Annotated in this window: 18 protein-coding genes; 4 read left to right on the forward strand and 14 right to left on the reverse strand. The window is 64.2% G+C overall.

Annotated elements, in window-relative coordinates; all coding sequences use genetic code 11:
* Window positions 1-84 precede the first annotated feature (84 nt).
* The 14 genes from ACVW1B_RS28045 to ACVW1B_RS28110 form a co-directional block, all read right to left on the reverse strand.
* A complete protein-coding gene (locus tag ACVW1B_RS28045) occupies window positions 85-972 on the reverse strand; it encodes an MBL fold metallo-hydrolase (RefSeq protein WP_225158766.1) in 888 nt (295 codons plus the stop codon).
* The gene (locus ACVW1B_RS28050) at window positions 969-1,781 is read right to left on the reverse strand and encodes an aspartate/glutamate racemase family protein (protein WP_225158767.1); all 813 of its coding nucleotides are present in this window, start codon (window positions 1,779-1,781) and stop codon (window positions 969-971) included. Before ACVW1B_RS28050 ends, ACVW1B_RS28045 begins: the two co-directional genes overlap by 4 nt.
* Window positions 1,782-1,789: 8 nt before the next feature.
* The gene (locus tag ACVW1B_RS28055) at window positions 1,790-3,163 is read right to left on the reverse strand and encodes an MmgE/PrpD family protein (protein ID WP_253606952.1); all 1,374 of its coding nucleotides are present in this window, start codon (window positions 3,161-3,163) and stop codon (window positions 1,790-1,792) included.
* Window positions 3,164-3,174: 11 nt separating this feature from the next.
* On the reverse strand, window positions 3,175-4,377 hold the full coding sequence (locus tag ACVW1B_RS28060) for an acyl-CoA dehydrogenase family protein (RefSeq protein ID WP_375167053.1): 1,203 nt from the start codon (window positions 4,375-4,377) through the stop codon (window positions 3,175-3,177).
* Between the two features lie 11 nt (window positions 4,378-4,388).
* Window positions 4,389-5,324: a hydroxymethylglutaryl-CoA lyase gene (locus ACVW1B_RS28065; RefSeq protein ID WP_253606951.1), complete on the reverse strand. Its 936-nt coding sequence runs from the start codon at window positions 5,322-5,324 to the stop codon at window positions 4,389-4,391.
* A 13-nt stretch (window positions 5,325-5,337) separates the two neighbouring features.
* Window positions 5,338-6,132, reverse strand: a complete 795-nt coding sequence (locus ACVW1B_RS28070) for an enoyl-CoA hydratase/isomerase family protein (RefSeq protein WP_253606950.1) — start codon at window positions 6,130-6,132, stop codon at window positions 5,338-5,340.
* Window positions 6,122-7,285 (reverse strand): CaiB/BaiF CoA transferase family protein, encoded by a 1,164-nt coding sequence (locus ACVW1B_RS28075; protein ID WP_253606949.1) that lies wholly within the window; start codon window positions 7,283-7,285, stop codon window positions 6,122-6,124. Before ACVW1B_RS28075 ends, ACVW1B_RS28070 begins: the two co-directional genes overlap by 11 nt.
* Window positions 7,286-7,364: 79 nt before the next feature.
* Window positions 7,365-8,174 (reverse strand): SDR family NAD(P)-dependent oxidoreductase, encoded by an 810-nt coding sequence (locus ACVW1B_RS28080; RefSeq protein WP_253606948.1) that lies wholly within the window; start codon window positions 8,172-8,174, stop codon window positions 7,365-7,367.
* Complete coding sequence (locus ACVW1B_RS28085; RefSeq protein ID WP_253606947.1) at window positions 8,171-9,565, reverse strand: MmgE/PrpD family protein; 1,395 nt, start codon at window positions 9,563-9,565, stop codon at window positions 8,171-8,173. Before ACVW1B_RS28085 ends, ACVW1B_RS28080 begins: the two co-directional genes overlap by 4 nt.
* Window positions 9,565-10,257: an ABC transporter ATP-binding protein gene (locus tag ACVW1B_RS28090; RefSeq protein ID WP_050387518.1), complete on the reverse strand. Its 693-nt coding sequence runs from the start codon at window positions 10,255-10,257 to the stop codon at window positions 9,565-9,567. Before ACVW1B_RS28090 ends, ACVW1B_RS28085 begins: the two co-directional genes overlap by 1 nt.
* Window positions 10,257-11,015 (reverse strand): ABC transporter ATP-binding protein, encoded by a 759-nt coding sequence (locus ACVW1B_RS28095; RefSeq protein WP_253606946.1) that lies wholly within the window; start codon window positions 11,013-11,015, stop codon window positions 10,257-10,259. Before ACVW1B_RS28095 ends, ACVW1B_RS28090 begins: the two co-directional genes overlap by 1 nt.
* Window positions 11,012-12,049 carry a branched-chain amino acid ABC transporter permease gene (locus ACVW1B_RS28100; RefSeq protein ID WP_253606945.1) on the reverse strand — a complete coding sequence of 346 codons (1,038 nt, stop codon included), beginning with the start codon at window positions 12,047-12,049 and terminating at the stop codon, window positions 11,012-11,014. The genes ACVW1B_RS28095 and ACVW1B_RS28100 overlap by 4 nt, the downstream gene beginning before the upstream one ends.
* Window positions 12,050-12,053: 4 nt before the next feature.
* Complete coding sequence (locus ACVW1B_RS28105; protein ID WP_225642650.1) at window positions 12,054-12,920, reverse strand: branched-chain amino acid ABC transporter permease; 867 nt, start codon at window positions 12,918-12,920, stop codon at window positions 12,054-12,056.
* Window positions 12,921-12,930: 10 nt separating this feature from the next.
* A complete protein-coding gene (locus ACVW1B_RS28110) occupies window positions 12,931-14,118 on the reverse strand; it encodes an ABC transporter substrate-binding protein (RefSeq protein ID WP_253606944.1) in 1,188 nt (395 codons plus the stop codon).
* Between the two features lie 377 nt (window positions 14,119-14,495).
* Here ACVW1B_RS28110 and dctP point away from each other — a divergent pair, with 377 nt between their 5' ends.
* The 4 genes from dctP (at window position 14,496) to ACVW1B_RS28130 (ending at window position 18,981) form a co-directional block, all read left to right on the forward strand.
* The gene (dctP, locus tag ACVW1B_RS28115; protein ID WP_253606943.1) at window positions 14,496-15,518 is read left to right on the forward strand and encodes a TRAP transporter substrate-binding protein DctP; all 1,023 of its coding nucleotides are present in this window, start codon (window positions 14,496-14,498) and stop codon (window positions 15,516-15,518) included.
* A 9-nt stretch (window positions 15,519-15,527) separates the two neighbouring features.
* Window positions 15,528-16,031: a TRAP transporter small permease gene (locus ACVW1B_RS28120; RefSeq protein WP_057017373.1), complete on the forward strand. Its 504-nt coding sequence runs from the start codon at window positions 15,528-15,530 to the stop codon at window positions 16,029-16,031.
* A 110-nt stretch (window positions 16,032-16,141) separates the two neighbouring features.
* Window positions 16,142-17,425, forward strand: coding sequence for a TRAP transporter large permease (locus ACVW1B_RS28125; protein ID WP_253589162.1), 1,284 nt, complete (start codon window positions 16,142-16,144; stop codon window positions 17,423-17,425).
* Between the two features lie 32 nt (window positions 17,426-17,457).
* Entirely contained in the window at window positions 17,458-18,981 is a 1,524-nt protein-coding gene (locus ACVW1B_RS28130) for a class I adenylate-forming enzyme family protein (RefSeq protein WP_253606942.1), read from the forward strand.
* The last annotated feature ends 432 nt before the right edge of the window (window positions 18,982-19,413 follow it).

The raw sequence follows: 19,413 nt of genomic DNA on the forward strand, positions 1-19,413 counted from the left end.
TTCTCCAACGTGATCCAAACGGCCTGGCCTCCCGTCCTTGTTCCGGAAACGATCAGATGGCGTCGGCTTCGACGATACTGCGGCTCATACTTCGAACGCCCACTGCTCCGCCACCAGGCTGTATCGCCCTGCCTCGCGCCGCATATGTCCGAACCCGGGGAAATGCAGATGCATGCCGCCGACCAGCATGTCGTCTGTGACCACCATGTCGAACATCATCTGACGAGCGGCTGCGGCGGCCTCGGGGTCGGTGTCGAATTCCATCGTCACTTCCGGACGTGCAACCTGGATCTCCGGCACATGGACCGTGTCCCCCCAAACCACCATTGATTCGCCGCCGCGCGATACGACATAGGCGGCGTGGCCGGGGGTATGACCGTGGATCGGGATCGCCGTGACGCCCGGGAGCACCTCGCCCTTCCGGAAAGTCTTGACGCGATCGGCAGCCATATAGGGCTTCAGCTGGGTGCGGCCGGCCTCGAAATAGCGGCGCCGGGGCCGCTCGGCCGCCTTGGCCATCGCCTCGTCGTTGAACCAGTGATTGATCTCGTTCTCATGGACGATGACTTCCGCGTTGGGAAACAGCCGCGTTCCGGTTGCGGCATCTGTCAGCCCGTTGGAATGGTCGGGATGGACGTGAGTCAGCAGCACCGCGTCGACCGAGGCCGGATCGATGCCGGCGGCAGCGAGATTTGCCGGCAGACGGCCGCAGGTCGGCCCCATCAGATCCGCCGATCCGCAGTCGATCAGGTAGGTCCGGTTGTCCATGCGCACGGCAAAGGCGTTGACCGAGATGCGCGGCGGCGAGGTGCGATGATCGCGCGCCAGGATGGCCTTGGTTTCCTCCTCGGGGATATTGCGAAAGATCGTGTATCCCATGTCGACGTAACCGTCGCTGAGGCCGGTGACCAGCGCGTCGCCAAGCCTGCGGTGATAGACTCCTGCGACTTGCGTTGAGGGTGAAGTGCTCATTGTGCGTCCCCTTGCCAAAATCTTGCAACGATCGCTGGATCGTCGCGCCTGTGGTGCCAGCTCCGGCCCACGCCAAGTTGTGCCTTCGACCAGAGCCTGATCTGCATCAGCGCGTAGGCCCAGGTGACGGCAAACACGTCCATCACGGGAGCACCGGCGATGCGGTGGACGCCGTGACGAACCAGGAGTTCCGCCAGCACACCTTCCGCCGGAATGATGACGTCAGCGCCGCGCGCCACCAGGCGCTCGGCCGCGGCGGTGAAATTTGCGATGACCGGAGCCGGATCGACGTAAGCGCGCGCCAGTTGCGGCTCGTCGAGCGGCGGATCCATCGCCGCAACCTCCAGCACACGGGCGGCGAGCTTGTGCTTATCGACCGCAACCTTCGTCATCCACTGCACCGCCGGCGCATTGGAGATCAACGCCACATAGCTGCCGAGCGAGCAGCCGACCAGAAGACCACTCTCGGTCAGCGAGGCGACGGGAATATCCACCGCGGAGCGGATCTCGCGCAGAAACGGCTCGCTGAACGAACCGATCACGAAGGCATCATAACCCTGCCGCTCGGCGGTGATCGCATTGTCGATCACCCGGCTGAGAATGCGGTGATAGGCGAATGCATTGCCGAGCACCGCAGTGGCCGAAGCGCCGGCGTATGATCCGGACGGAAGCCCGTGGACGACGACCTCGGCGTCGTCGCCAAGGATTTCCGCCGCATGGGCCTCGAGCGCGCGCTTGTAGACTTCGAGATGATCGAGCTCGTTGACCGACTGGTGCCAGATGCGCGGCGTCGATCCCTTCCCAGGCATTGCCGCGCTCATGCGTCGCCCCGGTCGTTGGTCAGGCGAAGCGAGCGGATCGACCCGAGGTCCTCGATATTCCAGAGCTGCTCGAACAGCGCTGCGGCCTGGCCTTGCTTGAACACCCGGGTCGCGCATTCCATGAACTTATCCTGCAGTTCATCGCGCGAGAGCGGGCGCTGCCAGCTGCCCTTGGCATGAACCACCGGCGCGTGCTCAAGCACTTCGCCCGACGTCAACACGACGCTGACGCGGTCGGCCGGCGCGAACGGCTGGTCGCCCGGCATGATCTCGTCCGTCGTCGTGCAGCGGACCTTGGCGAAGGTAGCGCCGACATCCGGCCGCGAGACGAACTCATCGGTGAGCTCGGACAGCCCGACGCGGCCGGCGATCAGCGCGGCGGTCATCGCGAATTCCATGCTGAACTTGGCCTCGAGACCGGTCTGCGGATTGGTGTTGCGCAACATCAGCCTTTGGGTGACGCCGGTGTGGACCCGAATTTCCTTCACGTCGTCGGGCTTGAGCTTGTGCGCATTCACCAGGCCAATCATCGCGTCGATCGAACGATGGGTCGCATAGCAGGTCGGATAGCGCTTCACATTGATGCCGAGATCGGCAAGCCGCCAGTTGCGGCCGATATCGATCGTGCCGTTTTCGATATCCGGCGTGCCCGATGGCGAATGGGCGCGCAGGAAGCCGGTTTGGTGTTCGAGCACATCCAGCGATGCGGTAAATCCCTGATCGGCGAGGCGCGCGGCAAGCACGCCGGATTGGGCGGTGCGGCCGGCATGCAGCGATTTGGTCATGGTGCCGAAATTGGCGACCAGTCCGGAGGCGAGCGAGGCGGCGATCGCGATGGCATGCGCGGTCTTCGTGGAGTCGAGATTGCGCAGCCGCGCACAGGCGGCCGCGGTGGCGAGCGCGCCCATCACGGCCGTCGGATGAAAGCCGCGCTCATGGAGGTGACCGGGCTCCAGCGCAATGACCTGCGCCCAGACTTCGTAGCCCGCGGCATAGGCGGCGAGCGCGTCGGCACCGCTGGAGTCGAGCGACCAGCCTTCGGCCAGGATGGCCGGCACCAGCACGGTGCTCGGATGTCCGGCGAGCGCCACGTCGTCATAGTCGAGCACGTGCGCTGCGACACCGTTGACGAGCGCAGCATCCGGCGCCGCGAGATTGCGGCCCGACGGAACCTCGGGTGCGCCGTCGTTCTGGGTGGACGCGGCCACCATCGCCGACACGATCCGCACCGGCTGCTCGGCGGCACCAGCGATCATGACGCCGACGCAGTCGATGATGCCGATCCGCGCCGCCTCGCGGCAGCGGCCGGACAGATCGGACAGCTTGAGGCCGGCTACAAAATTGGCCGTCTGACGCGTGATATCCAGCATGGGTCGTCTCCTCAGTAGGAACGCGGAAGACCGAGCACGTGCTGCGCCACATAGGCCAGCACCATGTTGGTCGAGATCGGGGCTGTCTGGTAAAGACGGACCTCACGCCATTTGCGCTCGACGTCGTATTCCTGCGCAAAGGCGAAGCCGCCATGGGTCTGGAATGTCGTATCGGCCGCTTTCCAGGTGGCCTCCGACGCCAGCAGCTTGGCGATGTTGGCGTCTGCTCCGCAGGGCTGCCCGGCCTGGAACAGCGCGGCGGCACGGCGGCACATCATGTCGGCGGCTTCGAGTTCGGCGTAGGCGCGCGCCAGTGGAAACTGGATGCCCTGATTCTGGCCGATCGATCGTCCGAAGACGCGCCGCTCATTGGCATAGGCGACGCCCTTGCCGAGAAGCCAGCGTCCGTCGCCCACACATTCGGAGGCAACCAGGATTCGTTCGGCGTTCATGCCGTCGAGGATGTAGCGAAAGCCCTTGCCTTCCTCCCCGATGAGATTGGCGACCGGCACTTTCAGGTTCTCGATGAACACCTCTGTCGTATTGTGATTGACCATCGCCTTGATCGGGCAGATTTCGACGCCGTTGCCCTTGGCCTCACGCAAGTCGACGAGGAACACCGAAAGTCCGTCGGTGCGCCGCTTCACCTGATCGACCGGACTGGTGCGCGCCAGCAGCAGCATCAGGTCGGAGTGCAGCGCCCGCGACGTCCAGACCTTCTGGCCGTTGACGACATAGACGTCCCCCTGACGCTCGGCGCGGGTCTTGAGCTGGGTGGTATCGGAGCCGGTATTGGGCTCGGTTACGCCAAAGGCCTGCAGCCGCAGCCGTCCCGCCGCGATTTCCGGCAGGTAGGTCCGCTTCTGGGTCTCGTTGCCGTGACGGAGCAACGTACCCATGATGTACATCTGGGCATGCGCGGGACTGGCGCTGCAGCCGTTCGCATTGATCTCTTCGAGGATCACTGCCGCCGCACGCAGCGGCAGGCCCGAACCGCCGTATTCCTCCGGGATCAGCGCGCCGAGGAATCCCGCCTCCGTCAACGCCGCGACGAATTCGGTCGGATAGGCGCTTTGATCGTCGAGCTTGCGCCAGTATTCGCCCGGAAAGCCCTTGCAGATCTGCCGCACCGTGTTGCGCAGGTCGGAGAAATCCTCGCCCAACGTGACGGTGACCTCCATGTCGGCGGTTTGGGCGGCGTCGTGATAGTTCATGTCATATCCTTTCAGGCGGCGGCGCTGGCCGACACGCGGAACGTTTTGGGCAGGCCGGCGCGGGCGATCGCGCCAGAGAACCGTTCGCCGGGCAGCCAGCTCTCGACCTCGCGTCGCAAGGCAACCAGCCGCTCGACATCGGCGCCGGTATCGAAACCAAGTTGCTCGAGCAGGAAGACGGTATCCTCGGTGTCGATGTTGCCGGTGGCGCCGGGTGCGAACGGACAGCCGCCGAGTCCGGCGAGGGATGCGTCGAAGGCGCGTACACCCGCATCCAGTGCCGCCGTCACATTGGCGAGACCGAGACCGCGCGTGTCGTGGAAGTGGCAGGCGACCGGCAGTGGACGCACCGCTGCGATCACCGCGCCCATCAGGCGGCGGACCTGACCTGGATCGCCATAGCCGACCGTATCGGCGACGATGATCTCGTCGGCGCCCATCCCGGCGAGCCGCACCGCGATCTCGACCACTCGTGCCTCCGATACCGCCCCCGAGATGGTGCAGCCGAACGCGGTCGCGATGCCCGCACCAAGTCCGATTCGTGCTCCGGCGCGCTTATCGCGCGCCGCGGCGATGCGCGCGAAATCCTGCAACGACTCCTCGGTGCTGCGGCGAACATTGGCCTGGTTGTGCTCCTCGCTCGCCGACAGCACATAGTTGACGATTGGCACACCGAGCGCGAAGGCGCGCTCGGCCCCCTTCAGATTCGGAACCAGAACCGACGGCCGCAAGCCCGGCATTGTCAGCGCGCCGCGGGCCACCTCCTCCGCGTCGGCAAATTGCGGGATCACCTTGGCCGGCACGAATGAGGTCACCTCGATCTCGCGGATTCCGGCCTCCACCGCGCCACGGCACCAGGCCAGCTTGCGCGCGCTCGGCAAGATGGTCTTGACCATCTGAATGCCGTCGCGGGGTCCGACCTCGCGAACATGAGCTTTCTCACGCATTTCGCGCCTCCTCCTACTTGCCTTGAAAGTTGGGTTTGCGGCGCTCGTTGAACGCCAGCACGCCCTCGCGCCGGTCCGCGGTCGGGACCAGACGGTTGTAGGCCTCGATCTCGAAGGCGAGGCCATCGGCGAGCGACATCTGCAAACCGCGATGGATCGCCTGCTTGGCCTGGCGCACCGAGATCGGGCCATTGGCAGCGATGCGATGGGCGATGGCGAAGGTCGCCTCCAGCAATTCCCCTGGCGGCAGCACCCGATTGACCAGCCCCCACTGCTCGGCCTCGGCAGCCGAGAACGGCTGGCCGGACAGGATCAATTCCTTGGCGCGGCGCTCGCCGACGGCGCGCGGCAGATTCTGCGTGCCGCCGCCACCTGGCATGATGCCGAGCGTCACTTCGGTCAGCGCGAAGCGTGCATTGGTCGAGGCGTAGACGAAGTCGAGCGCAGCCGCGATCTCACAGCCGCCGCCATAAGCCGCACCATTGATCGCGCCGATCACGGGAATTGGACAGCCCAGCAGAGCGCGCAGCATGCGCTCGAAGACCAGATGCTGTGCCTGCCAGGCCTCGTCCGTCATGCCGTTGCGCTGCTTCAGATCGCCCCCGGCGCAGAACGCCTTGTCGCCGTGTCCAGTCAGGATCACCGCGCGCAACCCTTCGATGTCGGTCGAGAAGCCCTCGAACAATTCCACCAGATCGAGGCCCATCTGGGTGTTCATCGCATTGGACGCTTCCGGCCGGTGCAACGTCACCAGCAGGATATCGCCATCACGCCGTTCGACCTTGATGGCCTGGAAATCAGTTCGCATTGATGGCTCCCTTGCTCGCAGGCTTTCGAAGAATGGCATTGTGCTGGCCGAGCGCCGGCGCAGCGGTGCGTGCGCGCGGTCGCGTACCGTCGAAGGCAAGCGGAACGCCGACAAGATCGATATCGTCGCCAGCACATCGCACCATCATGTCGAGGGCGCGGGTTTGCGGATGCTCCGCAACCTGATCGGTGGTCAGCAGCGGTGCATTGGGAACCCCGGCGCCGTCGAGAATGCCGCCAAGCGCATCGACCGTATACTTACGCACCGCGGCCGCGATTTGCCGGATCAGTCGTTCGCGGTTGACGACCCTTGCCGCGTTGGTCGCGAAGTCAGGATCATGCGCAAGCGCCTCGAGGCTCAACGCCACGCACAGCTTGCGGAACAGATTGTCGTTGCCGGCGGCAATCATCAGCCATCCGTCGGACGCCTCGAATGCCTGATAGGGCGCGATTTCCGCGGTGCCCGATCCATAGGGCTTGCGCACCTCACCTGACGCCGCATAGCCGGCCAGCGGAACGGTCATCCACGCGAGCCCGGTCTCGTAAAGCGAGGTCGCAACGCTGCGACCCTGACCGCCCTTGTTGCGCGCCACCAACGCAGCGAGCATGCCGATCACTGCCCACATGCCGGAGCCCATGTCGACCAGCGAGACGCCGACACGCACCGGCGGCCGGCCGCCCTCGCCGGTGACGCTCATGATGCCGGTGCTGGCCTGGGCGAGCGGATCGTAGCCGGGCTTGCTGGCGAGCGGCCCCTTGGCGCCGAACGCGCCGATGTCGCACCAGATCAGCGATGGCTTCGCGGCGCTGAGCGCATCCGCGGTGAGACCAAACTTGTCCAGAATGCCAGGCCGCAGATTCTGGATGACGGCATCGGCCTCGTTCAGGATCAGCGACTTCAGCCTCTCGCAATCCTCCGCTGCGCCGAAATCGACGGTGATGCCTTCCTTGCCGCGATTGAGACTATGGAACACACTTGCCGTTCCATTCCAGAACGGCGGCCCCCAGCCACGCGCATAATCGCCGCTCTTGGGATTCTCGACCTTGATCACACGCGCGCCGAGATCGGCCAGAATCAGTCCGGCATAGGGGGCGGCCACGCTGTGTCCGAGTTCAACCACGGTGATACCAGCGAGCGGCTTGTCAACGTCCATCAAATCCTCCCGGCTGCCGCAAGGGCCGCCGCCGTTCCTGTTGCCATCAATCGATTCATCATGTCGAGCGGCGTCGCTTTCACGACTTGTCCTGCGCATTGTCGGCAACCAGCACCGCGCCGTTGACGAAGCTCGCGCGGTCGGACAGCGCGAAGACGATCAAATTCGCGAGTTCCTCCGGCGTGCCCCAGCGCGTGTTTCGCATCGAATTGTTTTCCGACCAGCGCTTGCGTTCGGCTTCCGCCTCCTCTTCGCCCAGATCGCGCTTGGCGAGTTCGCGCTCCCATTTTGCAAAACGTTCCGGAGTATTGACGAAACCGGGAACGACGCAGTTGACGCGAATGTTGTGCGGCCCGAATTCGTTGGCGAGAATCTTGGAGAAGCGGATTTCTGCCGACTTGGCCGGACCGGTGCATGACGACAGGAACGGCGGCATCGTCACCATGATCCCGGTTTCGCCCGACACGTTGACGATGCTGCCGCCGTTCTGCTCGATCATGATCGGAATGATGCGCTGACAGATACGGAACTGAGCGAAGAAATTGATCGCCATGCCGTATTGCAGTTCCTCGTCGGTGACTTCGAGGAACGGCTTGTAGGTGCCGGTGCCGGCATTGTTGACCAGGATGTCGACGCGGCCGAGACGGTCGCGGGCGACCGCCGGCAGCCGCTCGATCTGCTTCAGATCCGTCACATCAAGCGACAGCGTTTCGACCTTGACGCCGGTGCTCCGCTCGACGTCAGAACGACATTCGGCCAGCGCGTCCTCGCGGCGCGCGCAGACCAGAACCTTGACACCCTCCTCCGCCAGCAAGCGTACGGTCTCGAGACCAATGCCCTTGCTGCCGCCAGTGACGATCGCAGTCTTGCCTTCAAGTCCAAGTTTCATTTGATCGCATCCCTTTGAGATCGGGTCAGGCGGTCGAGCAGCCTGCGCACAGGCATCGATCCGCCACTACGTGCCGAGGCGAAAACCTCGGCCGCAAGGCTGGCGCCTTCGCCGGCCGGAATTCCGGTGCCGGCCAGGCGGCTATCAAAAACCTCGGTGGCGCGGGCTTCGTCCTGGAACACCAGAACCTTGGGCGCCTCGCGCGCGGTCCGGCGAAGACGCGCACCATTTTCCATCTCCAACTCGACGGTCGCGTCGAGATGGGTGCCGACCGCGTCCGGCTCGACGATCGTCTTTCCGACGAGTGCCATGATCTCCCGGTCCTGGCGGTGCTCGACGCCCATCTCGTAGTCGAGGCGGCCGTAACGCAGCATGGCGGCGACCGCAAAGGCGGTGCTGGCCTGGGTCTGCACCGTCCGCGTGAACGGTCCCTTGAAGGACGTTCCCGGATATTGCGTATAGGGCTCCCAGATCGTCACGGTGATCCGCTTCACCTGCGACAGATCGATGCCGTCGCGGTAGAGCACCTGCGCCGCCAGCACCGCCGACATGTTGTCGCCCAGGGTTGCGAACGGCTTTGCCATGATGCCGATCATCGTCGCGACATCGGGGCCTCGCTGCCATTGTTCTGGCGTGCGATCGAGGCCGGCAAGCGAGCGCAACAACCCCTTCGGTCCTTCCAGCGCATCAGGCGCCCCCTGGACGCCGCGCGCCGCAAGCTCCGCGGCCACCAGCCCGCCCTGGGCGGCGCGCCCGTTCTGTACGCGCCATTCGTCGGAGCCGCAGCGCACCGGCTCCAGCGTGCCGCCGGTCGTGCAGGCCGCGATTGCAACCGCGCTGGTGGACCTCGGTGCATCGAGCCCAAGTTCGGCTGCGGCCGCCGCCGCGGCGCCGATCGTGCCGAAGGTCGGGCTGGTCCGCACGCCCCGGCCGATCAGGCCGCGGGCAACGACTTCACCCGCACCAAGCCATTTAAGCGTGGTATAGCCGACCGTGAGAGCGGTCAGTACGGTGCGCAGCGGCGCATCCAGCGATTCGCCAAGCGACACCGCGACCGGCGCAATCAGGGATCCCGGGTGCGTCCATGAATCGTGGTCGGTGTCGTCCTGAAAATGGGCGTGAACGGCAATGCCGTTGGCGAGAACCGCCTCGGACAGCGCGGCATGTTTGCCGCTCGCCCAGATGCGCGCGGTGCGCGGTCCAGGCAGCACCTCCGCGGACATCGCGCGCGCGGCCGCGGCCGTCGGCTCGTGTCGCGCCGCGAGCGCGAGCCCCAGCGAGTCCAGCAGGCAAATGGCTGCCTTCGTGGCGACATCCGGGGACAGTTCGCTCGCCGACGTCGTTGCGGCGAAGGTCCCGAGCAGCGCAGTGGCGTTCAAAGTAGCGGACATCACAAATACTCCTCGGCAAGCGCAACGTCGCGAATTTCGGCGACGGTGCCGCTCCGCCTGACCTCGCCACCGCGCATCACGTAGCCGCGTGTGGCAAGCTTGAGCGCCGGACGCGCCATCTGCTCGGTCATGAGAATGGTCGTGCCGCGCTGTTGCATATGGCGGATCGCCTCGCTGATCTGCGCGATCCACACCGGCGCGAGCCCGAGGAAGGGTTCATCCAGCAGCAGCAGCTTGGGAAACGAACTCATGGCGCGCGCCAAGGCGACGATCTGCTGTTGTCCCCCCGACAATTGTCCGGCCGGCTGGCTGGCGCGCTCCTTCAGGATCGGAAAGATGCCACAGAGCCAGGCCCAGGCTTGGCGCTGGCTCGCCCCGCCGTGCCAGCAGGCGCCGCTCAGGACGTTGTCGGCGACCGACATGGTCGGGAATACGCGGCGGCCTTCGGGCGAATACCCAATTCCGGCCCGCGCGCGCCCATCGCAGGATACGGCACTGAGATCACGGCCCGCGAAGCGCACGCTGCCATGCGAGGCCTGGACCAGACCGATGATGGCGTTGATCAGGCTCGACTTGCCGGCGCCATTGGCGCCGATCAGCAGGACCGTCTCGCCCTCGGCGACGTCGATCGAGACGCCGCTGATTGCCGTGATGCCGCCATAGCGGACTTCGAGGTCTTTCACCGCCAGCATCAGGCCGCCTCCTCGTCCACTGTCCCGAGATAGGCGTCGATGACGTCCTTGCGTGCCAGGACGTCGGCCGGAGCGCCTTCGGCCAGGACACGACCGGAATCGAGCACCAGTATTCTCGGACAGAGGCGGCGCACGAGATCCATGTCATGCTCGACGATCAGGACCCCGCAACCGAGCTCCGTCCTCACGTGGCGCACGAAAGCATCGACCCGCAGGCGCTCCCGCCGCTCGAGGCCGGCCGCCGGCTCGTCGAGCAGCAGGACTTTCGGCCGGGCGGCGCAGGCCAGAATGAGACCGAGCATCTTCTGGAGCCCGTACGGCAGCTTGTCGCTCTGCTCGTCGAGCTGCGGTTCAAGCTCGAACTCGTCGATCAGCGGCGCGACGCTGTCCCATCCGGGCCCACTGCCGCTGAAGCGAAGGGCCCGCGAAATATTCTCGCGGACCGATGCCATGCGGAAGGTGTTGGTCTGCTGGAAGCTGCGGATAATTCCCATGCGACTGACGGCATGCAGCGGCTTGCCGGTCATATCCTTGCCGTCGAGCCGCACCCGGCCGGTGGTCGGCGGCAACATGCCGCAAATGACATTGATGAGCGTGGTCTTGCCGGCGCCGTTCGGCCCGATGACGCCAAGGACATCGCCTGGCGGGATGGCGAAGCTGACATTGTCGAAGACATGCAGCCCGCCGAAACGCTTGGAGATGGCTGCGACCTCGAGCAGCGCGCCGCCGTCGGTCCGTCCGGTGCGTTCAGTCGTCATTGCAGGGGCTCCATCGCATTGGGCACGCTCAGCGTCGGCGACGAGGCGACGGTGGAGGACCGCGACGGCGACGATGGCGAAAGCATGCGGACGCTGAGGCGATGGATCGTCCCGACGACGCCCTCGCGCGCGACCAGCACCACCACCACGATCAGGAAGCCGAACAGGAACTGGGAATACTCCCCGCGCAACGCGAAGACGTCTCCCGCCCAGATCAGCAGAGCGCCACCGACAACCGGGCCAAGCATGCTGCTCTTCCCACCGATGATCGCATAGGCAATGTAGTTGACCGATGACAGCGCGCTGAACGAGGTCGGATGAGCGGTGAGCAGCATGTTGACGAGGGCGAAGCCGGCGAGCCCGGATACGCCCGCCGCGATGGCGAAGCCGAACGCCTTGTAGTGCCAGACGACAAGGCCGAGACTCTGGGCGAGCAGTTCGTTCTCCTCGATCGCCGCGAAATGCTGGCGCAGCGTGCGGGTCACCGCAGCGGTGACGATAGCACCGGCGAGCGCCAGCCCGATCGTGACCTGCAGCACCGCGCGGTTGTCGGCGAGCTCCAGCCCGAACAGCGTCACGGCCGGCATCCCGACCAGTCCATTGGACCCGCCGGTCCACCCCGGCGTTTCAAACAGCAACAGTTGCGTGATCTCGGTGAGGACGAACGTGACCAGCACGAAATAGACGCCGGTCAGACGGAGCACCAGCGCGCCGAGCGGCAGCGCAAACAGCGCCGGCACCACGAAGCTCGCAAGCCCCAGCAGCAGCACATCGGTCACGCCGTGACGAAGCCCCAGGATCGCGACGGTGTAACCGCCGATCGCCATGAAGGTCGGCACCGCGAAGGTCATCAGATTCATGCGCAGCATGATGTAGACGCTGAACGCGGCCGTAATCGCGATCAGCATCTGGTTGGCCAGCGAATAGACCATCGGGTTCTGGCTGAGCCAGGGAACTACGAAAGCGGCCGCGATGACCACGACGCTTGCTGCCTCGGCCAGGTCGCCGCGCTTGGAAAGGGTGCGGGCTGTCATGTGCTCAAGCTCCCCGAACCCGGTGACCGAACAGACCCGATGGCTTGACGACCAGCATGACCAGGACGAGCACGAACAGCGCGAGTGCGCCCTTCGACCCACCGAGATAGACCGCAGAGAACGCCTCCGCCATGCCGACGATGAAAGCCGCGACTGTCGCACCACCGACGCTACCGAGACCGCCGAGAATGACGATCAGGAAGGACGTCGCCAGCACGGGATCGCCGATATGCGGCGCGAGCGACAGGATCGGTGTGACCAGCGCGCCGGTGAGGCCGGCGAGCCCCGTCGCCAGGGCAAAGGCGGCCGGAAACAGAATCGCCGGACGCAGTCCCTGCGCCGTCGCCACCGCGCGGTCATCGGCCAGCGCACGCAGCGCGCGACCGAAATCGGTGTAATAGATCAGGCCGTAGATCGACAGGATCCCGACGATGCAGACGCCCAGCACCACGAGATTCTCGATCGGCACAAAGAAGCCATGGCCATGAATGACACCGGTCAATGGAAAGGCGAAGGCCGGAGACTGCGGTCCGAACACCACCAATATGCCGCTCGACATCATCAAATAGAGGCCGAGCGTCAGCATCAGCGTCGCCAGATGATCGTCAATCACGCGATCCAGCACGAAGCGTTCGAACAGGAATCCGAGCAGCATGGTGCCCAGCGCCGCGCAGATCACCGCCAGCGCGTAGGGCATGCCGAGATACGTCACCGCGGAATAGGCGAGATATCCTCCGAGAACGTAGAAGCCGCCATGCGCGAAATTGACGACTCCGAGAATGCCGAAGATCAGGGTGAAGCCGAGGGCGAGCAGCGCGTACTGCGCACCCAGGCTGATGCCGATGAGGCAGGTGGCGACAAAACCTTGCACGGAGTACCCGCTACTTGCCGCCGGCCGCTTCGACCCTGATGGTCGGTTGCAGCTTGCCTTTTTCCACGAGTCCGACGCCGAACGGGAACGACAGTTCCTGGTTGATGCCGAAGAAATCCTGCCCGATCCAGTGTCCGGGACCGATATTGGGATCCTCAACCGGCAACGATCGCAGGGCCTCGGCAACCTTGGCCGTGTCCGAGATGGTACCGGCCTTGGCGATGGCTTTGGTTACCATGCGGGCGGCGGAGACCCACTGAAAGAACAGATTGTTTTCCGGCCGTTCGGCACCGAGCAGCTTCTTGTACTCGTCGGCGATCATTTGCACTTTCTCGTCGATGAGAACCGGCTCGTACCAATAGAAGTCCTTCAGCACCTCGTCGCCACCGGCGACGCGGGAGATTTCGGTGTATCCCGGACCGCCGAGACGTCCGATCGGTCCCTCAAAGCCAGCCTGACGCAATTGCTTCACGATGATGCCGGCGTCGCCAGGGGGCGATGAAGCGAGATCGACGGCGTCGGGCTTCGCGTTCATGATCCGGGTCACGATCGGCGCGAAATTGGTGGTGCCACGCTGATAGTATTCTTCGGAAGCTGTGATGCCGGTTCTCTTGTATGCGTCGGCGTCGACGCTCGCGATATCCGTGCCACCCTGGTCGTTCGGCGCGACCAGCACCACGCTCTTCATGCCGAACTTCTGCTTGGCGATCTTGATGATCGGCTCGGCCCAGCCCGACGGACCCGGCCCCATGTGGAAGACCAGCGGCAACTGCGGCGATAGCGCATCCTTGGCGTAGCCGTTGCCCATCACCAGCATCGAATTGCGCTTGGCGATCGGCTTCACGCCGGTGAGCTCGGGCGAGCCGATCGGACCGATGATGAATTTAACGCCCTGCCCTGCCAACGTGTTGGCCGCAGCGGCGGCGCCTTCGGCCGTGTATTTGCTGTCGATGGCAACGACGTTGACCTTGCATGGCGCCCCGTCGACCTTGATCAGGCCGTCCCGGTTGGCCTCGGCAGCGACGAGTTCGACCGCGCCGCGCAGCGCGAGGCCCCATTGCGCAGCGGGACCCGACAGAACGCCGACGACGCCGAGCGTCAATTCCTGTCCCGCCGCCATCACCGAAACATTCGAACTGGCCAGCGCAGCGCCGATGGCGATGCCGGACAACAGCAGATTTCTCCGCGTAGTGCTCATTACTCCCCCCGTAATTTGTTGCGGCTCATGCGCCGTCCACTTGTTGCGTGGAAACCCGAAGCGTTCCGCTCCGGGGCCGCGCGTATCGCTCGGCGCCGGGACGCTAGGCGCGCGGAGGCCGCCTTGTCAATGAAACGTTTCATGAAAAATAGGGCAGATCAGCTATGCTTGAGATGAGCCACCGTTCCGCCCGTGAGATAAATATTAATAATAACAGTAGCTTAATATATCGATCGAACGATCCATCAGAACTCCAAACGACGCACCGCTACTGACACACCTATGCGATGAAACGTTCCACTTGAATCAACCTGGCCTGCCCGTTAGCTTCCGTGACCCGTCGCGGACAGAAGACGACGGCCAAGGGGAGAAACTCGATGATGCGGGGCGCCGTGACGGCCGTGCTTGCCGTGCTTGCGATTCAGTGCAGCCAGGGAGCGCTAGCAGCCGAACCTCAGTTCAAGCTGCGGGCTTCGGTGGACACGTCGGCGACACACGGACGGACATTGTCTGCCGCCGACTACCTGAAGAAGCTGCAGGAAAAATCCGGCGGCCGGATCACGACCGAGCTGTTCCACAGCGGCCAGTTGTTTCGCGACCGCGACGTGGTGAAGGCGCTGCGTCAGGGCGCCGTCGAGATGGCGATCCCCGGCACCTGGGTGCTGACCGGCTTCGTCCCCGATGCAGACGTCTTCCAGCTGCCGGCATTTTTCGGGCAGCCCTACCCGGTGGTCTATGCTGCTGCCGACGGCAAGATCGGCGAGATCATCAACAAGCAATTCGAGAGCAAGCTTGATGTCAAATTGCTCGGCCCCTGGCTGCAGCTCGGATATCAAAACACCTACAGCACCAACAAGGCGATCCGCGACTTCGCCGATCAGGCCGGCATGAAGATCCGCAACTCCGGCGGAGCGGGACAATCGGCGCGGGCCAAGTTCTTCAATGCAACGCCGAACGTCACAGCCTGGCCGGACGTACCGTTGGCGCTCTCGCAAGGCACGTTCGACGGGCTGAGCTCGACCGATGAAAGCCTTGCCAGCGCAAAGCTCTGGGAATCCGGCGTGAAATATGGATTTGCGGATCGCGAATTCGTCGGGTTCTACGTGCCGATGATCAGCGAGAGCTTCTACAAGAAGCTGCCGCCGGATCTCCAGAAGCTGGTCGTCGATCTCTGGCAGGAGAACATCCAGGCCTACCGCAAGAGCATGGAAGAGGCTCAGACCGAGGCACGCCACACGCTGGAGAAGAACGGCATCGTGTTCGTTTCGCCGTCCGAGAGCGCGCTCGCTGAGGTCCGCGCCAAGATGCTGCCTTTGCAGGACGGCATCGCGAAGGAGTTGCGGATTTCGCCCGCCTTGCTGCAGCAGGTGCAAGCGGATGTAACGACCATCGGCCATTGATTGCCACCCATGATGAAGATCTGGAACAGGCTTGAACTCCTGTTGATTGGAGTTCTTGGTGCCGCCGCACTGACGGTCGGGACCGCTCAGGTCATCGGCCGCTACGTGAACAAGAACTTCGCTTTCATCAATGGCGAGGAGGTCGTGGTCTATCTGACGGTCTGGGCGGTGTTTCTGGCGTCGAGCCAGTTGGTCCGGACCGATGGGCATGTCAGGCCCGACGTCGTCCTGCGACTGTTGCCGCCGCAAGGGCAAAGATGGGTCGAGGCATTCAACTGCTGTGTCGCGATCTTGTTTTGTGGCGGCCTGGCCTATTGCGGCTTCCAGGTTGCGGATGTCGCCCGCAGCCTCGACGAGCGCAGCATCACGGGCCTCGAATTCCCGATGTGGATCTACTACTCGGCCATCCTGACCGGCGCCGTACTGATGCTGTTGCGCTACGTCATCAAGCTTTATTTGCTCGTCTTCCGCTTCGATCCCGCCACCATGGTCATCGCCGTTCACGATCACTGAGCGATCGGCGGCGACGTCAGCCGTCTTGATGACCGATCTGCCATCGGCAAACTGACCGTCGTGGTCCCGCATCGGGATGCTTCAGGTCCAGCAGCAACGAGACCGACACGATGTGGACGATGCTTTTCCTGCTGATGTTCTTCGGGCTGCTCTGCGCGGGAATGCCGATCTTTCTGGTGTTGGGTCTCTGCGCGGCGGTCCTGTTCGGCTTCAGCGACCAGCCTCTGGTGGCGATCGCGCAGAAGATAGCCGATGAAATGAATTCCAGCACACTGATGGCCTTGCCCCTGTTCGTGATGGCCGCCGCATTCATGCGGCGCGGCGGCGTCGCCAAGGCACTGGTCGATGTCGCGATCGCCTGGTTCGGACGATTGCGGGGCGCACTCGGTCTCGTGACGGTGGTGTCATGTACTTTGTTTGCCGCGATCTGCGGCTCCTCAGTTGCGACTGCGCTCGCCATGGGCACCATTCTGGTGCCGGCGATGATCGAGCGCGGCTATCCGCGTCATTTTGCGCTTGGCGTAGTTGGCGCTTCCGGCACGATCGGCATCGTGATTCCACCCAGCCTGTCGCTGATTCTTTACGGGCTGATCGCAGAGCAGTCCGTGCCGCGCCTGTTCCTGGCCGGCATCATGCCCGGGCTGCTGCAGGCAGCGATGTTCTTCGGCTGGGTGTTCTACTACTCGCACAAATACGAGTTGCCGCGCGAACCGTCCGTGCCTCGCGCCGAACTGGTGCGGATGAGTCTCAATGCCCTGCCCGCGCTTTGCGTACCTTTCATCGTGATGGTCGGAATCTACGGCGGCCTGATGACGGTCACCGAAGCAGCCGCGGTCTCGGCCACGGTGGCTCTTCTCGTCAGCCTGTTCTTCTATCGCGGCTTTAAGGTCAGCCAGACACTCGAGGTGATCGCCGAGGCAATCAAGAGTGCCGCGACGATCATGATCATCGTCGCGACCGCTTTGGCATTCGGCCACTGGATGACGGACTCGGGCATCCCGGCCTCGCTGGTGAAGTTCACGCTCGACAACCAGCTTCATCCCTGGCAATTCCTGCTCGCGATCAACGTGCTGCTGCTCGTGCTCGGATGCTTTCTCGAGGTCGCCGCCACGCTGCTGGTGGTAATGCCGATCCTTGCGCCTGCGCTGAAGCCGCTCGGAATCGATCCCGTCCATTTCGCGATCGTCTTCACCCACAACATGGAGATCGCGCTGGTTCATCCCCCGGTCGGACTGAACCTCTACGTGCTGGCCACGATTTCCACGGCGCCGGTCACCGAAGTGGTGCGCGGCGTTCTGCCGTTCCTCGGCCTGCTGCTGCTGTGCCTTGCGATCATCACCTATGTCCCACAGCTTTCGCTTTGGCTGCCCAATCTGGTCTACGGCGCGGGCTAGCAACGCGGATCGTCTCGACGGAGAGCTCGAGCATGTCATCGAAATCAATCCATTGGGCCGGCGAATTCTCCGCGCTCGCGCTCCGCTACGGCAACAGGCCGGCTGTCGTCGACGCCGCCGGCACAACGTCCTATGCGGAGTTGTTCGCCAAAGCTGCCGGCGTTGCGTATGCCCTGATCCAGGCCGGGATCGGCCCGACAGATGCCGTGGCTACATTGTACCGCAACAGCGCCGACGCCGCTGCGGCCACTTTCGGCGTCATGCTGGCGGGCGCCGTCGAAGTCCCGATCAACCCTGCGCTGAGCAGCGACGAGCGCGCTTACTGCCTCGCGGTCTCCAACGTTCGCCTGTTGATCACCGGCGCGGCCCTCGCGACCGAAAAGGCTGCCGGCGGTCCGAACATCATCGAGGTCGAAAGCATCGAACGGACCGCGTTGGATCCGGCCGCCTTTCCGCAGGTCGACGGCGACGCGCCGGCGCGTATCGTCTTCACCTCTGGCACCACCGGACGCCCGAAAGGCGCGGTTCACAGCCAGATCGGCCGCTGGACGGCCAACATATTGCTGCGGGCGAACCTGCCGTTCCGCCCGGATGCCGCCAGCAATGTCCTGCTGATGACGCCGTTCTCGCACGGCTCCTCGTTGATGACGCATGCCTATCTGTCGTCGGGTGCGGCCGTGACACTGCTCGACGGCGTCGACCCGCCGCGCGTACTTGATATCCTTGCACGCGGCGCATGCGATGCGATGTTTGCGCCGCCGACCGTGCTGGCAAAGATCGTGGCTGCCGCGGGCACGCGCCAGTTCTCGTCGCTGTGCACGATCTTCTGCGGCACGGCCGTGCTGAAGCCCACGCTCTACGCGCGCGTCAAGGAGATGTTCGGCCCCGTGGTGCGGGTGACCTATGGCAAGAGCGAGGTATTCAATCCGATCACAGTGCTTGAAGCCGAGGAGACCGAGTCCTGGTATGCATCCGGAGGCGAGGACGCCTGCGTCGGCTGGCCCGCTCCCGGTGTTGAGATCGTCATCCGCGGCGAGGACGGCCGGCCGGCCGCGGCGGGCGGCGAGGTTCTGATCCGTGCACAACACCTGATGACCGGGTATCTCACCACCGAGGGTTTTAGCGCGCTCGCACCGAATGAATTCCACGAAACCGGCGATCTCGGCTATCTCGATGCACGCGGCCGGCTGCACCTCACCGGCCGTAGCGCCGACGTCATCAAGTCGGGCGGCTACAAAGTAGCGCCGGAAGAGGTCGAACGATTGCTTGCGCCGGCGCTGCAGCCATCGGAAGTCGCGGTGGTCGGCATTCCCTCGGACTATTGGGGCGAGATCATTCTGGCAGCGGTGGAAAATCCTGCGCCAGGCTGGGAGGAGCGCATCAATCGCGTGGTGCCGACCATGACCGATTACAAGCGCCCGCGCCTGCTGATTGCCCTCGACGAATTGCCGCGCAATGGGATCGGCAAAATCCTCCGCGGCGCCATTCGCACCGACGTGCTGTCCCGGTTCCGCATCACCGAAGGGCCGCGGCCGCGGCTCGAGAAGCGCTCCTAGTTCAGCGCGAGCGACGAAGCCGAGTTCGCGTTGCAAGCGCAGAGAGTGTGGCCGCATTACGGGCCGAACGCACAGCACGCCGTTTTCACGAGAACGGCGCCGTCCAGCGAGCGAGAAGGCTGACGATAACGCTCCAATCGATGACCTGTCGCCATTACGTGGCGTTTGCCCCAATAGTTGGAGTCGTCATCGCCACCCTTGGCCTTAGCTCGTGGCTCATCGGCCGAGTCCGCCGCTACATCCTCTCCGGTAATTGACGCAGCCTGGTTCAGGACTCCCATCATCGGGACGCTGCCCTGCATTATCGCGGGATGCACGCAAAAAGACTGCGGCGCGGGGCTGGTATGCGTCGGGGCCTCCCATTTCGTTCCGCTACGGGACAGAAGCCCGACAGTGACTCTCCCTTTTGGGTCGACAAGCACTGCAGACCCG

The sequence above is a fragment of the Bradyrhizobium sp. USDA 4502 genome, from assembly GCF_054063355.1.